Source organism: Pseudomonas paraeruginosa PA7 (genome assembly GCF_000017205.1).
Classification (GTDB): Bacteria; Pseudomonadota; Gammaproteobacteria; order Pseudomonadales; family Pseudomonadaceae; genus Pseudomonas; species Pseudomonas paraeruginosa.
The window spans coordinates 3,869,813-3,888,101 of sequence record NC_009656.1; the positions used below are offsets into that span (position 1 = coordinate 3,869,813).

Consider the following 18,289-nt stretch of genomic DNA (forward strand, 5'->3'; position numbering starts at 1 on the left):
GGTTCTGTCGGAATCCGCAGATGCGGATTTCCGTAAAAGCACGAAAGCGGGCCTTTCAGCCACGAATGAACACTATAGATTGTAGCCCTATAGGGCGCAATGGGCTGTCATCTTGGTTTTTGTGGGGAAACCAAGTTAGTGGCAGCGAAACACTCATTAGCAGCGGCAATACGGACAGTCAGGAAGGCGCGAGGCTTGAGCCAGGAAGCGTTCTCCGACGTGTCCAGCCGCACCTATATGAGTACGCTGGAGCGCGACTTGAAAAGCCCGACCCTGCACAAGCTGACCGAGCTGTGCGAGGTCATGGAAGTACATCCGCTGACGCTGTTGACGCTGGCCTACGCCGGCGACGACACGCACAAGGCCGACGAACTGCTGGCGCGGGTGCGCCAGGAGTTCGAGGCCTTGCTGAAAGAGCGCGACGCGCCCTAGCTGTGATGTCCAGGGACGTTGTTGAGTCGGTCGAAGGGTACGCCGCCAATCGCAGAGTGGTGTCGGTGGTGGTTGTAGAAGTGGAGCCAGCCGGGCAGCGCCAGGCGTCGTTCGGCCTCTGAACCGTAAAACCTGGCATAGGCCCAGCCGTCCCCGAGCGTGCGGTGGAATCGCTCGATCTTCCCGTTCGTCTGCGGCCGGTAGGGGCGTGTCCGCTTGTGTCGGATGCCGAGCCGAGCGCAGAAGTCCCTCCATGCGTGGGATCTGTATGCCGACCCGTTGTCGGATAGGACTCGCTCGACGGTCACGCCTCGTTCGGCGAACCAGGCCACGGCGCGTTCGAGAACTCCCACCGCTGTGCTCGCCTGCTCATCCGACCAGATTTCTGCGTATGCGACGCGGGAGTGGTCGTCGATGACTGTGTGAACGAACGCCGTCCCGGTGCGCGGCTTGTGATCTTTTCCTCGTGGTAATCCCGGAGTCGCGAGCTTGTTCCGTGCGCCTTGCTGCCGACCTACGTAACGATGTCCACCGCCGTCGGGGATGTTGCCGAACTTCGTGACATCGACATGAATCAACGATCCCGGATGAGGATGCTCATATCGCCGCAATGGCTCGCCAGTGACACGATCGATATGCGAGAGGCGGTTCACGCGGCAACGGACGAGGACCGCGTGAACAGTCGACGTCGAGAGACCAAGTCGCGCAGCGATCTGGGCTGGCCCCAGTCGAAGCCGCCAGCGCAGGTTGATGATCTTCTTCTTGACATGCTCGGGCGTCCTGCCTGGGATCCGGTGCGGCTTGCTGGAGCGATCCTGCATCCCAAACTCACCCTCTTCCCGGTAGCGGCCTGCCCATTTCCGGGCAGTGATCGGGGAGACCATGAACATCTTTGCGGCGATCGTGGCCGGATAGCCGTCTTCGACAATCAGCCGAGCTAACCGGAGACGGGCACGAGGAGTGAGAAGAGCGTTCGGATGGGTCATCAATTGGCCTCCGCCGCGGTCTTCGTAAGCGCGCGTCTGGTGAGAAGCATGATGACGAGAGCGATCGCTGTCAGCACCGAAGCGACCCAAACCGGCGCGAGCAGCCCCAGCCCGGTCGCGAGCCCGAGCGCACCAAGCACGGGCCCCGCTGCAGCTCCGATATTCAATGCTGCGGTTGCGTACGAACCGCCCATCGTTGGCGCACCCGATGCTGCATACAGCACACGCGTGATCAGAGTACTGCCGACGCCGAACGACAGGAATCCCTGAACGAGGACGAGGACGATAAGCGCAACGGGATGAGATGCGACCACTGCCAACACGATCCAGCCTGTCAGCAATAGCGGTCCGCCGACTGCGAGCACGAGGCCAGGTCGTTGATCTGATAGTCGTCCTGCGATCGTGACGCCAAGGAACGATCCGATGCCGAACATCACCAGCGCGACGGACACCCACGCTTCGGCCAAGCCCGCGGTCTCGGTCACGATGGGTGCCAGGAAGGTGAATGCCGCAAAGGTCCCTCCGTTGATCAGCGCTCCGAGTGCCATGGCCAGGATGAGCCGCGGCGTCGCCAACTGGCTGAGCTCGACACGGAGCCTTGGTGAGGTCGCGCTAGTCTCGCTCCGACCAACATTGTTCGTGACGCCACGAATGACTCCAACGGCCGCGGGAATACAGAGGATGGCGATCGCCCAGAACGTCGTTCGCCAGCCCAGCGCTGTGCCGAGCAGTGCCCCGGCGGGGACGCCCACGACGGTTGCGATCGTCGTGCCGGAGAGCAGGATCGACAGTGCACGCCCCTTCTGGTTCGCTGGCACGAGGGTAGTGGCCGTGCTCAGTGCTACGGCGAGGAATCCTGCGTTTGCGAGAGCGCTGAGCACCCGGGTGATGAGCAGGAGAGAGAACACTGGTGTCATCGCTCCGATGACGTGGCTTCCCGCGAACACGAGAAGGCAAACGATCAATGTGAGCCGCGGTGGCCAACGGCGAGCGAATGCCGCCATCACTGGCGCGCCGACGACCATACCGACTGCGAATGCGGAGGTCAGCAGGCCCGCAGTGCCGACCGAGACGTCAAGTTCGGTCGCGATCGCGGGGAGCAATCCCGCGAGCATGAATTCTGAAGTGCCCATGACGAAGACCGCCAGGGCAAGCATGTAGAGGGCAAAAGGCATCGAGTACTCCGAGGTGTGAGATCAAGAAATGGTTCTTCTTGTCACCACGGCCAGCGCCCCGGGTACGCCAGACATACGCCCACACAGATCGTGGGCGTCGTAACTAGTGGTTCAAGGGGCTGGCGGTGTGACCGACAACCCCTGACCTGTCTGATTCGGGACTCGACATGCCCCAAACTCTAACATGCCTTCAATGGCAAGCGGTCTGGACAGATACTTCTTGAATCGGCACGGTGTCATTACGGGCGGGGGCCAGAACAACGTCCCTGGACATCACACCTAGCGCGTCTGAATGCCCGCAAGCGGAGCGCGCAGCGCCGCCAGGCGCGAAGGCGTGAGGGATTGAAGCCGAATGGACATGACGCCATTAGCGGCATGGGGCGCAGCCCGAAAGCCCGGCGGCGCAATGCGCCGACACGCCATATTGTTCCTGCTGCCACGGGCTTCGAGCCATCCGACCATCGCCAATGCGATACCGATCCTGGACATGCCGGGCATGAAGCAACCGGCGAAACCCTGTGCGTGCGGTGCTGCGATCAGCAGCATCGCGCCCCGCCGCAATGAGTGGGGCGCGGTGGGCGGCCGTTAGGCCGCCTTGGGCTTGCTGCGCGACCAGATCAGGTCGTGCGTGCCGTTCTCGCCTTCGATCAGGCGGGCATAGACCGTCGCCGGGAACGAAGGATCGTCGATGGCCACCGACAGGTAATCCCGCCCGGCCTCGCTGGTTTTCTTCCACGCCGCGCCGAAGTCGTGGCCGGCCGCGTGCAGGCGGAAGTCCGGGGCGCTTTCGTTCTCGCCCTTATCGTTGGAAACCAGCTTGACCTTGATGTTGAGGGTCAGGGTGCGGAGCTGGCCGGTGAAGCCGTCTTTCTCTGCGGTGAAGGTGCCGATGTTAGCCATGATGATTTCTCCTTTCGGGTTGAACAAGGTCGCGCCAGTGCGTCCTTGTTGTGATCCGTCCGGCGGGGGATGGGCTGGCCGCACCGCGCAGCGGTCGCAACAACGTGGAGAACCTGGAAGCGAAAAGAATTTGTCCCGCGAGGAATGCGCGCAGCGCAGGGGAAATTGTTTTCGCTGGAAGGTTGCGGCCATGAAGCCCAGCCACCGCCAGGATTCACAACAACACAAGGACGTACTGGCCGCCCACTCCCGAATGGAGACATGGCCGACTCGGCATCCCCGCGCGACGGCTTCACCGGCCTGTGCCCTGACACGGGCAAGGACAACACCCGACGACAAGGGCGCAAGCGCCCCTGACGTTGCAGGCGGCCTCTTGCATGAGGCGTGGTGTGGAAGCTCCATTGCAAGGCCGGGCGGTGTGTCGGTGAACCGTCCTTCGTGACGTACAGGCGACGAACCGCCAGCGTCGAGGACGGCACGCTTTCGTGCAACCTGCGGCAGCAAGCCGGGGCGTAGCCCCACAAGTCCCGCCCATTGCAGCGGGGCGCGTTCGGAATGTCGTCAGCGCTGTGCGCCGACGCACTTATGGGCTTCAAGGGTTTCACGCGCACAAGGCCACTTGTGCGCCGCCCCTTCGCCGCCTGCCCGAAGGCGGCGAAGGGGCGTTCTGGCTTTGGGCCTTGAAACCGGGCGCGGCCACCGCCGCGCCCGGATTTTTGACCATCGGCACCAGGGCGGAACGGCCTGGGGCCGATGCTGATGGAACAGCGAAGCGCCCCGGCCGAAACCGGGGCGCTCGGTGGTGGTGAAGCTCAGGCGGCGAGTGCGTGAGCCTGCTGCTCGTCGTCGTTGTCGATGGCTTCCGGCTCGTCGTTCGTCACGGCCTGCGGCGCATCCTGCGCCGTGGTGTCGTCGGTGCCTTCGGCCTTGAAGATGGCAGGCATCCAGCCAGTGCCATCGGCCAGCCGCTCGGCTTCGCTGGCAATGTCGGCCTTCTTCAACTTCGCCAGTCGGGTGACGTGCGCCGGGGCGTACTGCTCCACGGCTTGCAGAATCGCGGCCTTCGGGATGTGCTGGAAATAACCCTCATTGGTGGGCTTCCACCATGCGGCCATGTCCAAGCCGACAGCCTGCGCCAGTTCCGCGCCCGGTTGCTGCTGCGTGGCGCGGGGTGTCACCACGTCCACCGTGACGGCCACGCATACCGCCAGCAGCCGCACCAGTTCATCTTGCGACTTCGCCAGCAGCACGGCGAACAGTTCGGCGCTGTCCTCCGGCAAGCCTTCGCCTGCCACCTGCTGCAACTCGCGCAGCGCCACGGCGGCGGGCGAATCCGGTATGTCCGGGGCGATGCCTTCCAGCCGGTCTTGCGCTTTGAGGCTCACGCCCAGCGGCAACGCATCATGACGGGGGCCGTAGTGGCTTCCCTGCAAGACGGTCTGCACCATGCCATGCACCAGCGCGGCCAGCGCCACTTGCGGATGCCGGGCGACTTCGATTTGCAGCGCGGCGGTGCGGTGGGCGCTCAACCGCTGCGCCAGCTTGTCGGACATGGCGGCGGTCTTGTGCTGCTCGTCGTCTTCGCCTTCGTCGTCGTTCCCGGCTTCGCTTTCGCTGCTGAAACCCTGCCGCAAGCGTTCCAGCGTGCGCAGCGCCTTGGCTTCGGCTTCGCGCAGCAGCCCGCGATGAATCACGGCTTCGCCGTTGCGGTCGATGGTGACGATGGCACCGGCTGCGGCCTTCACTGTCGCGCCGTAGTCCTGCAAGCCATCTTCCAGCGCCTGCAACTGCTCGCCCACGGTTTCACCTTCCTCCTGCAAGGCATCGGCCTTTTCTTCGTCCTCGGCATCCAGCGCGTCATCCACGGCTGCGGCCAGTTCGTGTAGCTTGGTTTGCAGCTTTTCGATGCGCTGCGCTTCGCGCTTGTTCGGTTCGCGGCGCTCCCTCGGCGCACGCTGGAAGGCGTGCAGGTCGGCATGGGTCACGGCGGGGGTGGCATCCACCCACGCCCAGCCTTCGGCCTTCACCTCGGCGGCGATGCCTGCCAGCTTGTCTTGCGCCAGCCGTTCCAGCAGCGCGGCATCGGTCAGATACACGCCCGCGTCACCTTCCGCGAACAGGTCGCGGCGGATGCCGCCGCCTGCGGCTTCGTAGGTGTCCAGTTCCACGAAACGCACCAGCGGATGCCGGTAGGCGTCAATCTCGCGCTCGGTGAGGCGGTCGCGCAATTGGGAAGGGTTGCGCTGCCACGTCGGCGCGTCGTAGAACGCGGTTTCCTGCGCGGCGTGGTCGTCGGTGATGGCAAGGGCCATCAACTGATCGAGCGTCACGGCTTCGGCGCGGTAGTCGGCCAGCAGGCGGGGCGACACGTTCGCCAGCTTCAAGCGGCGCTGCACCACCAGCGGGGACACGCTGAAATCGGCGGCTATGTCCTCGATGGGTCGGCCTTCGGCCACCAGCGCGGCGAATGCCTCGAACTGGTCGGCGGGGTGCATGGCTTCGCGCTGCACGTTCTCGGTGAGGCTGGCCGTGCGGGCGGTGCCATCGGCCACCAGCAGGCAAGGCACTTCCCATTCCTTGCTGATGCGGCGTTTCTTCGCCAGCAGCTTGAGGGCGGCAAGGCGACGGCCACCAGCCACTACTTCGTAATGCTCGCCATCGGCGGCAAGCGTGACGATCAGGTTTTGCAGCAGGCCCACGCGCTGGATGCTCGCGGCCAGTTCGGGGATGGACATGCGCGGGACGGTCTTGCGCACGTTGCGGCCCTTGGGGCGCGACACCAGCCGCGACAGTGGAACCAGAATCAGGTTCTTGCTCGGGTCGGCGGCTTCCAGCGGGATGACGGCGGCGGTATTGACGGCGCGGGCTTCGGTTTGAGTGATGGCGTTCATGGTGATAGCTCCTAACGGTTCAGGGATGCAGCAGCGAGGGATGCGGCAAGGGCTGCTGCCTGCCCCTGCCGCGTGGGGAATCAGGCTTTCAACTGGCGCAGGCCATCGGCCAGCATCCAGAGGGCGCGATTGAGGCGCACATCGGAATCAATGCCCTGCACGGGGCGGGTCTGCTGGCGACGTCCGTTGGCGCTGCGGCCATGCAATCCGCCTTTGGTCAGGTTTTCTTGCGTGCGGTTGAACACGCTCCACAAGTCCGGGCGGCGGTCGTCGAACCGGCGCGGCATCAGGATTTGCGATTCGGTGATGGGCGCGGGCTTGTTGTCGGTGGGGTCGTATTTGAGGGCCAGCGCGGAACGGGCGAACACTTCGGCTTCGCCTTCGTCCAGCGTGATCGCGCGCATGGCATCGCGGGATTCCTTCACGCGCTCGAAACCGCTCAACACCTCGAAAGCGCCTTCGATGACTTGCCCGGCCACGTCGCCCTTATGGGGTACGCGCACATCGGCCACGGTGTCGCCGCACACGAGGCCATTGCTGCACACAAACCGGAACATGCCCGCGAGCATCTGATAGCTGCTCGTGCCATCGTGCGAGTTCAACAACACGATTTCATTGGCTTCCGCGCCGTTGATCTGGCTGGCATGGCGCAGGCGCAGCATGTGTTTCGTATGCTCGCGCTTGCCTTCATCGCGCACGCGGGTTTGCGTCACCATGAAGGGCTGGAACCCTTCTTTGCGAAGCTCGGCCAGCACGGCAGCGGTGGGGATATAGGCGTACCGCTGCGAACGGCTTTCATGCGGCGCGTCCGCGAAGATGGACGGCGCTACGCGGTGAATCTGGTCATCGGTCAGCGGGTAGTCGCTGCGCAGCGAGGGGGAACGGGAAGCGAAACGGGATGCGAGTTGCATGGTCTTTCTCCTGACAAAGAAAAAAAAGGGTTTGCTGTTCACCGCACACCGGATTCCAAGATTCGGAGCCCAGCCTTTGTGGCTGTTCGGTGCGGTCGGCACGAGGAACCCGGTTGGCCCTGTTGCCACCGTCTTTCCTGAGTTCATCGCCCGCGACGGTCAGGAGCGCGCGGACGGGGGCCGTCAAGGAAACAAGCGCAGGGGGTGGTGCGGCCCGCAGGCGTAGCCGAGGACACGGCCCTGCGCGCCTTGATGGCACGCGGAAGCGGGCTACAGTCGCGGACAAGGTGATGAAGTCAGGGGAGACGGCTGGACATGGCAACGGCCGTCCCTGTGTGCCGAACCGCACGCAAGCGAAGCGCGCAGGCCCGAAGCTGGAAGCCGGGCCGTAGGCGTCAGGGATGTGGAAGGCTGGCGAATGCCAGTCCCGTCAGGGATGAGCGGATAGCGAACCTGGAGCAGCGCGGTTCGCGAAGCGGAGACGCAAGGATGTCTCCAGATGTTATGAATTTCTGATAAATTACATACTTGGGGCAGGTTGGCACCAAAAAACTATTTGGCTTGCCTTAAAGGAAAATATTGCCAGCGCCAAAATAATGTGAGGAAAAATATAGCTCTCACATTATTTAAATAAATTCAATATGAAAACGGGGTGTTGATGAGCATTCTTAGCGAAAAAGAGGCAGAAAGCCTCACCATTGAGCGAATGATCTTCCACGTTGTCGATCCAGCATCAGAGTCCCCCGTTTTCTTAGCAGAAGTCAAACCACCGCAATGTGTGGATTTTTTCGTTGAGCGAGTTAAAGAAACTCTTCGTGGAGCCGCGTATGAATTTCTCCCGGGCGCAGGAATTCCGGGCCTTCTTTATCGAGCCTTGCCGAGTCAGGGCGCGAAAGATGAATTTGTTAAAGTCTCGCACGACCTGGCGGATAGATTCAAAGAGAAAGTAAAACAAGATAAGCGACTTGCACCCGGCGTATTGATGCTTTTCTCCTTAAAAACGGAAGGTGATAACCGACTTGTCGCCGTCATAAAATATGAGCACCAGCAAGTTGTATCTTACTCCTACATTAAGGATGACAAGGGCAAGCCGATATTGGATGCAGACGGAAACCCTGTTCCTGATTTGCAGACGCTTGTGGAAACATTTACGAAGGATCGCAAGGCTATGCAGAAATCTGCAGTCATACGATTCCAAAGAAGTAATAGCTCTGAATCGGATGGAGACGTTCAATCATCAATCGTTGTAATTGACCATTCGTCCGGTCGCTACCGCGATGCCACTCAACACTTTGCAAATTTCCTGGATATACGCCGAGCCCTTGAACCTGTCGAACTGACCAAACGCCTCGAAGATGCGGCAGTCGAGTCCATCAAGGCGCACAAGAGCGAGGTCCCCCCAGAAGTTGCTAAAGCTCCCAAGCGGTTTGTACGAGCAGCCATGTCAAGGCTTGAAGGGTTTGACTTTGAAAAACCAGAGGAATTTCTTGGTGCCGTATTGCAAGGAGTGGCTCCAGAGGCCGCAATCCTCAAAACCTTCAAGAGCAAACTCGCCAGCAAGAATATAAGCACAGAAGCATTCAAGTTTGAGGGAGCCACCCCACCACCAGCCGAGTACCGACGAGTAGTCACAAACGAGGGGATTACTCTCTTGTTTAGTGCCGGGCATGAAGAAAACAAGAACGTAGAGATAAAAACAGAGGGGAATGGAGGCGTTGAAATAACCATACGCTCTACCGGCCTGGAACGTAACGATGAACTCGAAAAAATGCCTCGCATCCCTGATTGATTCTTTGGGGGAGCATGCCAACATCCGAGAAACCATCGGGCAAATCGACATTTCCGGGCATGTCTCTCCTGAAAAATCGGACGATTTCAAGCAGGCCTTCAAAGATTTCTCGGAAAAGAAATCTGAGGCTTGGTCGATTTCTATCCGTGATGGCGAATTTTCCGAGATCTCCACAGATGCCATTGCGAATGAGGATGTCACCCTTGTAATCAAGAAGCCAATAGGAGGCAGGATTTTCTTTGCGTCACTAGCAGGATTCTCGGCAGCCTTGGAAGACAAGGCGCTGACATTGGCTAGCGAGCTATTGGTGCTAAGTTCTTTTAATGGATTCAAAACCAGAGGATTTTCTGTCCTGCCTTGGGATGGTGAACCTTTGCCTGGCTTGCCGTGCTTGGAGCCTGATTCAGATGCAATCGACCCTAGAAAAGGCGTAGTACGAGACTTGACCGGCAACACTGTTCCGGCAGACCCCTATCGTTGGATACTAGTAGGTCATGACGGCGGCGGCGAGCCGTGGAATATATGGAAGACTCTGGCAACTAAAAATCTGGCAACACTACTTGTTTCGGATGTCTGGAAAGAAGATACAACGAAAGTATCCATCAATGGCGCGAGAAAGCGCACTTTCTCACTCGGAGAAAAATGCCAGGATAGCAACGCTTACTCGAAAATATGCCAAGCTGCCGATTGGATACTTGTAAAGCAGGACACGGAAGCCCGGCATGAAGTTCTTGTGCGACGTCTTTCTTCGATTGTCAGAGACTCCGACTCCAATGGAGTCGCGGAGTGGCTAACCGTATTGCCTGAATCTCTGCAAGAAGCCCTTGATGGGGCTCGGCTTGATCATCGCGCCTATGTGAGATCAAAGTCAGCAGAAACGGTAAAAGCTATGGCCGACCTCAGAAAGGCGGTTGGAGAAGATGTTTCGCGTATCGTAGAGCGCATTCATAGACTTTCTGCAGGTTTTGTGATTGGTCTGGCTGCACTGGCAACGGGGCTAGGTGTCCGCCTTACATTGCTGACCTCTCAGAAGAACACCTGGGCAGTTGCTGGGATAATTTTCTGCTGCGTCGTACTAGCGATTACATGGGCAAGCATTGTTCTTCAGCATCATGTTAGCTCTAAATCATTGGTAAATGAGTTGCGCAACATGAGGCGTTGGCATAAAAACATTCACATAGCACTAACCCGGTCGGACTATCGAGAGTTGGCATTACATCCGGTGCTTGATGCCATTCGCCTATATAAGAAAACAGCGAAGTCCACCATTAATGGAATGATTGCCGCTTCATTTGTTTTTATTGCCCTTTTTATTATTACCCCTTTTTTCTACTCGGCAGAACCTGTTGGCGCCAATGATAAAAATAGGGAGTCGCAATCATTACTTAATTCTGACATTGAAGAGTCGGCTTTAAAAGTTAGCCCTACCCAGAGAGAGGGCAGAAATTTGGAAGTAGCTCCCCCTACAGGGCAAGAGTCAAATTCAGAAGACGACAAAGCCGTACAAGATACGAGCATTCTTGATGATAAGCAGAGCAGCTCTTCCCAAGATGTATTTGAGGCCGGAGAAAAGGGCCGAAGCCCCGAAAATTATATTAGCCCTCGCTCGGCGAACGACACCGTTCCTACACCCGCTACGATCATGTGATCCAACGTGCGTACCTCCACCAGCCCCAGCGCTTCCTTGAGTCGCTGTGTCAGCACCTGGTCGGCATTGCTTGGCTCAGGATTTCCGCTCGGATGGTTGTGCGAGAGGATGACCGCCGCAGCATTGAGCCGCAACGCCTCCTTGACCACTTCACGCGGATACACCGATGCACTGTCGATGGTGCCGTGGAACATCTCCCGGTACTCGATCAGCCGATGGCGTGCATCCAGAAACAGCACCGCAAAGACTTCATGCTCGAAACCTGCCAGCTTGTTGTGCAGGTATTCTTTGACCAGCGCCGGGGAAGTGAACTCAGCACCGCGCTGCATCTTCAGCTCGATGGCCTGGCGTGCAGCTTCAAGAATTTGATCCACCGATGCCGGGAGGTAGCGCCCTTGGGCGTCACGCACCAGCAAAGCGTTATCGAACGAGGAAAAGGACAGTTGCGACATGATCGTGCTCCGGTTGCTCGGGCGGAATTGCCCGGAACCGTGGCCAGCACGGCGCAGCGCAAAGCAGTCAGGGGGCGTAGCCGACCGCCAGGGCGCAAGCGTGCAAGCACGCGCAGCCCTTGACGCTGCGAACGCCGTGATACGGTGAAGGGAACAGCAAGACCGCCTACACCCCACTCAGCCACACACCCGCCGCCGGCAAGTGCGCAGCACGCGCAGGCCCGGATCAACGATCCAGGCCGAAGGCGTCAGGGATCAGCGCCGAATGGCTGTGATTCGGCACGAAGCGCAGGGCGCAGCCCGCGAGCCCGACGGCGGTACGCCGGGACGCACTGATTCACTGTTTGAATAATCCTTTGGAGCGAACCGCATAAGACCCTTATAGTTCTGAAATGTCGGCCTACTGTCGGGTTGCTGTCGTGTTGTCGTTGTTCCTGGCTCCCCATACTTCGCCACATCGAATGAGAACGAAGGAGCCTTTCCATGAGCGCTACAGAACATGCCCAACAATCCCGTCTGCTGACTCCGACCGAACTGGCCGCTTGCATCAAGCTGTTCCGCGAGATGCGGCAGTGGTCACAGGAACAGTTGTCCGCGATTTCCGGCCTCAACGTGCGGACGATCCAGCGTGTAGAGCAAGGCCAAGTCGCCAGCCTTGACACCCGCCGAGCCCTTGCCCGAGCGTTCGAGCTTGAGGACATTGACGCGCTCAACAAGCCGTTCGTCATTCCATCCGAAGAAGACGCCAAGGCTGCGAAGGAAAAGTTCGACCAGGAGCACGTCACCTTGACGGCGACTCCGCTGACTACTGGTAAGCAATTGGCCAAGCTGGCAGAAACTTGCTCAATGGACTTGTCAGAACCGGCTTTTGAGCTGCCTCGCGAGGCCGACGAAACCTTCGCGATGCTGGTGGACTACCTGCGTGAGTATCGGGATTGTGCCGATGCCTATAACGAAACGCAGAAATTCGAGATATACGATGAGCTGCAATCCCACATCGACGCGCTCAAGGTGCTCGGCGTCTCACTGCGCTACGCCACGCGCAAGATTCAGGTGAAGTGGGGAACAGGTGCAGATGTGAAGCCGATGCTCGCCACGGTGCTTTATATCGTTGGCTTCCCACTCGGCAAAGAACCCGAACAGTTTGCAACACCGAAGTCTGCCAGCATCCGTCTGTAGTTGGGCAACCAACAAAGGCCACAGGCATCAAGGGTCAACGCCGGGCGACCTCGGAAATGAACCTTTCCTTGATCTGCTCCGTTTCAATGATCTGCTTCTCCGACGCCAGGTACAGCCGCTCGGCTTCCTCAGGTGGAAAACCTAGTTCCAGAAACAGATTTGCATCCGGCTTGGTGAGCTAGGCACTGTCTGGCGAATTGGCTCAGCCACAAGCCAGCCCAGCACGAGTGAATTTCCGAGACACTGTCTAGGAAATCCAGATGGGCAGCTTGCGAACCCGCCACTGCCTCCCGGGATGTCTACGATTGAGAGGCCCGCTGCTCAGAAATTCTCGTATCAGTGATACGGGAATCGACAGGCCCGGATAGCGTCAGTAGTGCGGCGAACTCCTGCAGCGTCTCCTGACTGATCGCGCTGGCTTCATGCAGCGCAGCCATGTCGTCCAGCAAGGGTTCAATGATCGGGCTTTCCATGGAAGTCAGGCCGCGACCGTAATGCCTGGCGCGTACTCGTGACGGGCCGGCTGCACCACGATTTCCACATGCTGATCCAGCGACACCAGCGCCTGCATCAAGCGCTCCAGCGAAATGTTCTGGAGCTTGTAGCGGCGAACCTGGGACACCTTGGGCTGGGTCATGCCGGTGATGTGGGCGGCTTCGGTCTGGCTCAGGTCGCGCTGGTCAATTAGTTCGTTGAGTTTGAGCGCGAGCGCGGCCTTCGCCGACAATTCTTCCGCATCGTCGAAACCGAGATCCAGCAGCACGTTGTCGGTGCCTTGAGGGGTATCTTTGCGACTCATAATGTTCTCCTGTTCGCTGCGTAGCGGGCGAGCACTGCCTTCAACCGCTTCTCGATCAACTCCACATCCGGCTGCGGCGTAGCGATGCCGGACTTGGACTTCTTCTGGAACGCATGCAGCACATGCACCGCGTCCCCGATCTTCACTGTGTAAACCGCACGGAAGGTGTCGCCCCGATGGTCTTCCACCAATTCGTACACCCCAGAACCGAGTCCCTTCCAGGGCTTGGCCGAGTCCGGCGTGCCGCCCAACTGGACGACGAACAATGACACGCCCATGTCCTTCTGCACGGGGACGGGAAACTCCTTGAAGTCCTTCTTCGATGAGCCTTCCCAGTACAGGAGCTTGCGTTTCTCTATCATGATTATATCCGTTCAGGTATAGATGGCAAGCGCCTGAATTGTCGCGACAGCGTTGCGACAATTGGGCCGGCAGGATCAGCATCAGGATGCCGCCGCACCACCGGCGCAGCGGGGCAAGACGTGAAAGCTCGCAGGCAGTTCATATCGCCATTTCCTCCGTGCGGCGCGCACCCGTAATCGCCAGCCGCCGATTCGCCACCAGTTCGGCCGCATCACGCACCGGCTTGTCCTCGGTGTGGACGTAGTGCATGAACATCGCCACGGTCTTGTGGCCCGTCAGCTTCATGCCCACCTTGGTCGGCACGCCCGAATTGGCAATGTCGGTTGTCGCACGGTGGCGGATGCCATGCGTGCCGACGTGCGGTACACCAGCGGCCTTGAGCACACGCGTCCAGCCGCCATAGTGTTCGCCGTGGGTCATGTGCCGGGTCGGGTCATTCGGCGACGGCAGGACATAGGGGCAACCTTCCCGGCGCGGCGCTGTGGACAGTAGCCGATAGGCTTCCTCACTCATGGGCTTGGAAATGCCGCCGGTCTTGCTGTCGGGCCAGACGACGCGGCGCTTTTCCAGATCAATCCAGTCCCACTCCAGCGGGCAGATTTCGGAGCGGCGGGCAGCGAACTCGAATTGCAGGCGAATCGCCAGCGGGATGACGTAGTTCTCCAGTCCTTCCGCCTCCAGCGACTCCAACTGGCGGAAGATCCGCACCAGTTCATCGTCCACGATGAGCCGGGTTTCCTTGCCGGGTGGGTACATCGGGACGTGGCGGCATGGGTTCGTCCCATCAGGGCGCAGCCCCCATACTTCGGCCAGGTTGAACATCTTGCGCAGCACGCCGAAGGTGCGGTTCGCCTCGGCCTGCTTGTAGGCCAGCTTCTTCATCAGCGTGGCCACGTCCGGGCGCTTTACGTCCTGCACCTTCATCCGGCCCATGATCGGGATGATGCAACGGTCAATGACTCCCTGGTAGCCGCGCTGCGTGCTGGGCTTGTTGCGCTGCTTGGAGTAGTCCTCCATGAAGGTGTGGCAAAACTCCTTCATAGTCGGTGCCTTGCGGGCGGCGTTCTTGGCCGCGCTTGGGTCGCCACCTTTGCGCACCTCGGCCAGCCACTCCTGCGCCATTGTGCGTGCCTGATCGACGGTCAATTCCCCGTATTGGCCCAGGGCGGGCTTACGGCGCTCGCCCGCGTTCGTGCGGTACTGGAGCATGAACACCTTGCGGCCCGCCGGGGTGATCTTGCACAGGAAGCCGGGCACCACGGTATCCCGCAGTTCGATGGCCTTGTCTTGAGGTTGTGCCGCATCGACTGCGGACTTGGTGAGCTTGATCTTCGCCATGATGACCCCTCGGAAAGCCCGGTTTCCAAGAGCCGCATGGGAGCCACGCGAGGGGAAGCCGGGTCAGGTTTCGGAAAGCACCGGCATATGTTGAACTCGCCTAAGTGATTGATAAACCTGCTGTATCGAGCCTTGGCGTAGTCCAGCGAATTGCGGTACTGGAGTCATCGTGAAACAAAAAACCGCCTCGAAGGCGGTTTTTTCGCGAAGGCGATGCGCTCAACGCTTCTCGGCGGCGCTACGCAACCCCTTGAGGGTGTTCAGCGGTGCATCGACCACGAAGCTGTTGGCCAGCCAGGACGGAATGCTGCCACCCGGCTCGGTTTCCACCTGGTAGGTGACCTCGGTCACGCCCTGCCCCTTCGGCTGCAGCTTCCACTCGCCGACCAGCTTGGGCACGCGGATCTGCCCCTTCTCCTCGGGAATGTAGGTCGGATCGGCCTTCAGATGACGGATCACGGTGCCATCGGCGGTCTTCTCGGTGGTGACATGGATGACCACGTCGCGACCGGTGACCGGCCAGGGCATGTCGATCCTCGAGTAGGTCCAGGCGTCGGCGCCCTCCTGCTTCAGGAGTTTCATCTCGGCGCAGGCATGGATCCACTTGCAGGAACCCTTGACGTCCTCCTGCAGCTCCTCGATGGTCGCCACGTCGGCCTTGATGTCGGTAACGCCGCGATAAGCCTTGTACTTGGAGCCCTGGACACTGCTCAGATAGACCTTCACGCCATCCTCGTCCTTGGCCAGTTTCCAGTCTTCGGCCAGGGCGTTGCCGGCCACCCCGAACACTGCGGCAGCCAGCACGGTCATACGCAAAATGCCACGCATCGTTCCTGTTCCTCTCATTATGGTTATTTTCGGTTCGTCGGCCGGGCGGTCGACGCCCTGCAATCCGCGATCCTGAGCCTTCGGCGCGGGATGGGCAGCAGTATGGCGCGAGACGGCCGGACTTCCAACCCGTTCACGCGGCGGTGATGATTTCCCATTGTGCGATCAACGCCAGCGCCTGTTCGCGGCTGTCGCCGCAGAGCTCCGGATCGGCGTCGAAACGTCCGCACACCGCGGGGCGCTCGGGCCGGCCGAAGAGCCCGCAGAGATTGGCCTCGTCCAGGTGCACGCAACGCACGCCGGCAGGCTTGCCGCCCGGCATGCCGGGCAGCGCGGAGGAGATCGACGGGGCTATGCAGCAGGCGCCGCAGCCGGCTCGACATTGCATGGGAAGGGTCTCGCCCGGGGGGTTGGGAACGGACCGGCAAGGAACGCCGGTCGAAACGGGCGCAAAGAATACGGATCCACCCGGCCGCCGCCAAGCCCGGCGGATCAGCGGCGCGTTTCCGCCTCGAGGCGGGTGTGCCGCAATTGCCATTGCTCGCGGTTAGCGGCGACGAACAACCAGGCTCTCGCCGACTGCGCCGCGGCCCGCCACTGCACCCGACCCGGCTCGCGCAGGTCGATGGACTGCGGCGCCGTCGAAGCGCCGAGGAAGGCGTTACCGGCGGAACTCCAATAGCCCGCGACACCAGCCGGCAAGGTCCGGGAACTGCCCTCCGCGTCGTCGTCGACGATGCCGGAAAGCCGCTCCCCCTCCTCCCGCCGCCAGGACAGAGCAACCCGGTTCAGTTCCGCGTCGGCCAGGACGATACGCACCGCCACCGCGTCCTGGACCGGCTCGAAGGACATTTCGTAGGCGCTCAGGCGGCCATCTTCGCAGCGCAGGTGGCCTTTGAGGGCCAGCCGCCGGCCGATCAGCTCGAAACTTTCCAGGCTCTGCTCCTGGCAGCGCAACAACAGGCTTCCGTCGCGCTCCCGGCCCGCACCGAGGAAGCCGTCTTCGCTTCGCCAGAGCGGTGCGCGGGCGGCGCCGGCGGCATGCAGGTCGAAGCCGTTGCCGCGCCAGCTCAGGCGATAGGCGCCCAGGTCGAAGTCCCTTGGCATGGCGAAGGCTGGCGGAACGTGCAGCTCGCTCCACAGCGCCGGCTCACGCAACGCCCGGACAGCCCACCAGCCCCCCGCCAGCACAACGGCCATCCCTCCCAGCGCGACGCGCCAGGCCCATGAACGCTTGCGCAACCACATACCTTCCGTCCTTTTCCCATGGCCAACCCTTCCGAGCGGGGCTCGCCCTCTTGGTTTTGTCGGCGCCGCCGATTAGGCTGCGCCGTCCCCGCCCTCCGGAGCCTATCCATCATGCCCGTCTGGCTGCAAACCGCGCTGCTGCTGGCCTGTTCCAACCTGTTCATGACCTTCGCCTGGTATGGCCACCTGAAGACCCTCAACAGCAAGCCCTGGATCATCGCCGCCCTGATCAGCTGGGGTATCGCGCTGTTCGAATACCTGCTGCAGGTACCGGCCAACCGCATCGGCTACACCGAACTCTCGGTCGGCCAACTGAAGATCATGCAGGAAGTCATCACCCTGGCGGTCTTCGTCCCGTTCAGCGTCTATTTCATGCAGCAGCCGTTGAAGCTGGATTACCTTTGGGCCGGCCTGTGCCTGCTCGGCGCGGTGTACTTCATCTTCCGCGCCTGAGCCGCGTCACGAACGCAGCCGGGCAATCAGGCTGGAGGTATCCCAACGACCGCCGCCCATCGCCTGCACTTCGGCGTAGAACTGGTCGACCAGCGCCGTGACCGGCAACTGCGCGCCGTTGCGGCGAGCCTCGGCGAGCAGGATCGACAGGTCCTTGCGCATCCAGTCCACGGCGAAGCCGAAGTCGAACTCCCCGGCCAGCATGCTCTGGTGGCGGTTCTCCAACTGCCAGGATTGCGCCGCGCCCTTGCCGATCACCGCCATCGCCGCCTCGCCGTCAAGGCCGGCGCGCTGGGCGAAGTGCAGCGCCTCGGCCAACCCCTGGAGCAGGCCGGCGACGCAGATCTGGTTGACCATCTTGGTCAGTTGCCCGCTGCCCACCTCACCCATCCGCCGGACCATCCGCGCGTAGCTGCACAGCAGGGGCTCGGCACGCCGGTAGAACGCCTCCTCGCCGCCGACCATCACCGTCAGCGCGCCGTTGATGGCGCCCGCCTGGCCACCGGAGACCGGCGCGTCGAGAAAGCCCAGCTCACGCTCGGCAGCCAACAGCGACAGCTCGCGGGCGATTTCCGCCGAAGCGGTGGTGTGGTCGACGAACAGGCTGCCCGGCGCCATCCCCGCGAAGGCACCCTGTTCGCCCAATGCCACGGCGCGCAGGTCATCGTCGTTGCCCACGCAGCAGAACACCAGTTCGGCGCCGACACAGGCCTCGCGGGGTGTGTCGGCGCACCGTCCGGCGTACTCCTCGACCCAGCGCGAGGCCTTGGCCTGCGTGCGGTTGTAGACGCAGACATCGTGGCCTTCGCGGCGCAGATGCCCGGCCATCGGATAACCCATGGTGCCCAGGCCGAGAAATGCGACTGCAGTCATTCGGTGATCTCCTCCAAGTCCGAC

The 18,289-nt window shown here is 61.0% G+C and carries 21 protein-coding genes; 5 read left to right on the forward strand and 16 right to left on the reverse strand.

The features are described 5' to 3' along the window. The first annotated feature begins 138 nt into the window (after positions 1 to 138). Positions 139 to 432, forward strand: a complete 294-nt coding sequence (locus tag PSPA7_RS17765; protein WP_006473299.1) for a helix-turn-helix domain-containing protein — start codon at positions 139 to 141, stop codon at positions 430 to 432. On the opposite strand, the gene PSPA7_RS17770 is transcribed toward PSPA7_RS17765, so the two are convergent. The 7 genes from PSPA7_RS17770 to PSPA7_RS17790 all read right to left on the reverse strand — a co-directional run bounded on the left by PSPA7_RS17770 (position 429) and on the right by PSPA7_RS17790 (position 7,295). After that, a complete protein-coding gene (locus PSPA7_RS17770) occupies positions 429 to 1,418 on the reverse strand; it encodes an IS481-like element IS5564 family transposase (protein WP_167380529.1) in 990 nt (329 codons plus the stop codon). The genes PSPA7_RS17765 and PSPA7_RS17770 overlap by 4 nt on opposite strands. Then, positions 1,418 to 2,593: a chloramphenicol efflux MFS transporter Cmx gene (cmx, locus tag PSPA7_RS17775; protein WP_005297378.1), complete on the reverse strand. Its 1,176-nt coding sequence runs from the start codon at positions 2,591 to 2,593 to the stop codon at positions 1,418 to 1,420. The genes PSPA7_RS17770 and cmx overlap by 1 nt, the downstream gene beginning before the upstream one ends. Before the next feature lie 21 nt (positions 2,594 to 2,614). Continuing rightward, positions 2,615 to 2,668: a chloramphenicol resistance leader peptide gene (locus PSPA7_RS33050; protein WP_011113070.1), complete on the reverse strand. Its 54-nt coding sequence runs from the start codon at positions 2,666 to 2,668 to the stop codon at positions 2,615 to 2,617. 204 nt (positions 2,669 to 2,872) lie between these two features. Next, the gene (locus PSPA7_RS32145) at positions 2,873 to 3,139 is read right to left on the reverse strand and encodes a hypothetical protein (protein WP_006473298.1); all 267 of its coding nucleotides are present in this window, start codon (positions 3,137 to 3,139) and stop codon (positions 2,873 to 2,875) included. 39 nt (positions 3,140 to 3,178) lie between these two features. Then, positions 3,179 to 3,493 (reverse strand): DUF736 domain-containing protein, encoded by a 315-nt coding sequence (locus PSPA7_RS17780; protein WP_006473297.1) that lies wholly within the window; start codon positions 3,491 to 3,493, stop codon positions 3,179 to 3,181. Between the two features lie 812 nt (positions 3,494 to 4,305). Further along, the gene (locus PSPA7_RS17785; RefSeq protein WP_006473296.1) at positions 4,306 to 6,384 is read right to left on the reverse strand and encodes a ParB/RepB/Spo0J family partition protein; all 2,079 of its coding nucleotides are present in this window, start codon (positions 6,382 to 6,384) and stop codon (positions 4,306 to 4,308) included. Positions 6,385 to 6,464: 80 nt separating this feature from the next. Next, complete coding sequence (locus PSPA7_RS17790; protein WP_006473294.1) at positions 6,465 to 7,295, reverse strand: DUF932 domain-containing protein; 831 nt, start codon at positions 7,293 to 7,295, stop codon at positions 6,465 to 6,467. Between the two features lie 658 nt (positions 7,296 to 7,953). On the opposite strand from PSPA7_RS17790, the gene PSPA7_RS31275 reads away from it, so the two are divergent. Together PSPA7_RS31275 and PSPA7_RS31280 are read left to right on the forward strand one after the other, a co-directional pair. Next, complete coding sequence (locus PSPA7_RS31275; RefSeq protein ID WP_006473292.1) at positions 7,954 to 9,084, forward strand: nucleoid-associated protein; 1,131 nt, start codon at positions 7,954 to 7,956, stop codon at positions 9,082 to 9,084. Further along, a complete protein-coding gene (locus PSPA7_RS31280) occupies positions 9,050 to 10,732 on the forward strand; it encodes a hypothetical protein (RefSeq protein ID WP_006473291.1) in 1,683 nt (560 codons plus the stop codon). Before PSPA7_RS31275 ends, PSPA7_RS31280 begins: the two co-directional genes overlap by 35 nt. Here the strand turns inward: PSPA7_RS31280 and radC are convergent. Continuing rightward, the gene (radC, locus tag PSPA7_RS17805; RefSeq protein ID WP_006473290.1) at positions 10,675 to 11,184 is read right to left on the reverse strand and encodes a RadC family protein; all 510 of its coding nucleotides are present in this window, start codon (positions 11,182 to 11,184) and stop codon (positions 10,675 to 10,677) included. The two genes, PSPA7_RS31280 and radC, sit on opposite strands and share 58 nt — an antisense overlap. A 483-nt stretch (positions 11,185 to 11,667) precedes the next feature. On the opposite strand from radC, the gene PSPA7_RS17810 reads away from it, so the two are divergent. Further along, positions 11,668 to 12,363 carry a helix-turn-helix domain-containing protein gene (locus PSPA7_RS17810; protein ID WP_012076332.1) on the forward strand — a complete coding sequence of 232 codons (696 nt, stop codon included), beginning with the start codon at positions 11,668 to 11,670 and terminating at the stop codon, positions 12,361 to 12,363. 299 nt (positions 12,364 to 12,662) lie between these two features. Here PSPA7_RS17810 and PSPA7_RS32495 read toward each other — a convergent pair whose 3' ends face one another. The 7 genes from PSPA7_RS32495 to PSPA7_RS17840 form a co-directional block, all read right to left on the reverse strand. Continuing rightward, on the reverse strand, positions 12,663 to 12,836 hold the full coding sequence (locus PSPA7_RS32495; RefSeq protein ID WP_006473282.1) for a hypothetical protein: 174 nt from the start codon (positions 12,834 to 12,836) through the stop codon (positions 12,663 to 12,665). A gap of 5 nt (positions 12,837 to 12,841) precedes the next feature. Next, the gene (locus tag PSPA7_RS17815) at positions 12,842 to 13,162 is read right to left on the reverse strand and encodes a helix-turn-helix domain-containing protein (protein ID WP_006473281.1); all 321 of its coding nucleotides are present in this window, start codon (positions 13,160 to 13,162) and stop codon (positions 12,842 to 12,844) included. Further along, complete coding sequence (locus PSPA7_RS17820; protein WP_006473280.1) at positions 13,159 to 13,524, reverse strand: type II toxin-antitoxin system RelE/ParE family toxin; 366 nt, start codon at positions 13,522 to 13,524, stop codon at positions 13,159 to 13,161. The genes PSPA7_RS17815 and PSPA7_RS17820 overlap by 4 nt, the downstream gene beginning before the upstream one ends. A gap of 139 nt (positions 13,525 to 13,663) precedes the next feature. Further along, complete coding sequence (locus PSPA7_RS17825; protein WP_006473279.1) at positions 13,664 to 14,863, reverse strand: tyrosine-type recombinase/integrase; 1,200 nt, start codon at positions 14,861 to 14,863, stop codon at positions 13,664 to 13,666. A gap of 219 nt (positions 14,864 to 15,082) precedes the next feature. Beyond that, positions 15,083 to 15,691 carry an START domain-containing protein gene (locus PSPA7_RS17830; RefSeq protein ID WP_079262188.1) on the reverse strand — a complete coding sequence of 203 codons (609 nt, stop codon included), beginning with the start codon at positions 15,689 to 15,691 and terminating at the stop codon, positions 15,083 to 15,085. Between the two features lie 133 nt (positions 15,692 to 15,824). Next, positions 15,825 to 16,079, reverse strand: coding sequence for a YkgJ family cysteine cluster protein (locus tag PSPA7_RS17835; protein ID WP_003154636.1), 255 nt, complete (start codon positions 16,077 to 16,079; stop codon positions 15,825 to 15,827). 104 nt (positions 16,080 to 16,183) lie between these two features. Further along, entirely contained in the window at positions 16,184 to 16,939 is a 756-nt protein-coding gene (locus PSPA7_RS17840) for a hypothetical protein (protein WP_041025367.1), read from the reverse strand. 111 nt (positions 16,940 to 17,050) lie between these two features. On the opposite strand from PSPA7_RS17840, the gene PSPA7_RS17845 reads away from it, so the two are divergent. Continuing rightward, positions 17,051 to 17,392, forward strand: a complete 342-nt coding sequence (locus PSPA7_RS17845) for a DMT family protein (RefSeq protein WP_003087393.1) — start codon at positions 17,051 to 17,053, stop codon at positions 17,390 to 17,392. Between the two features lie 6 nt (positions 17,393 to 17,398). Here the strand turns inward: PSPA7_RS17845 and PSPA7_RS17850 are convergent, their stop codons facing one another. Beyond that, on the reverse strand, positions 17,399 to 18,265 hold the full coding sequence (locus PSPA7_RS17850) for an NAD(P)-dependent oxidoreductase (RefSeq protein ID WP_003154639.1): 867 nt from the start codon (positions 18,263 to 18,265) through the stop codon (positions 17,399 to 17,401). Positions 18,266 to 18,289: the final 24 nt, after the last annotated feature.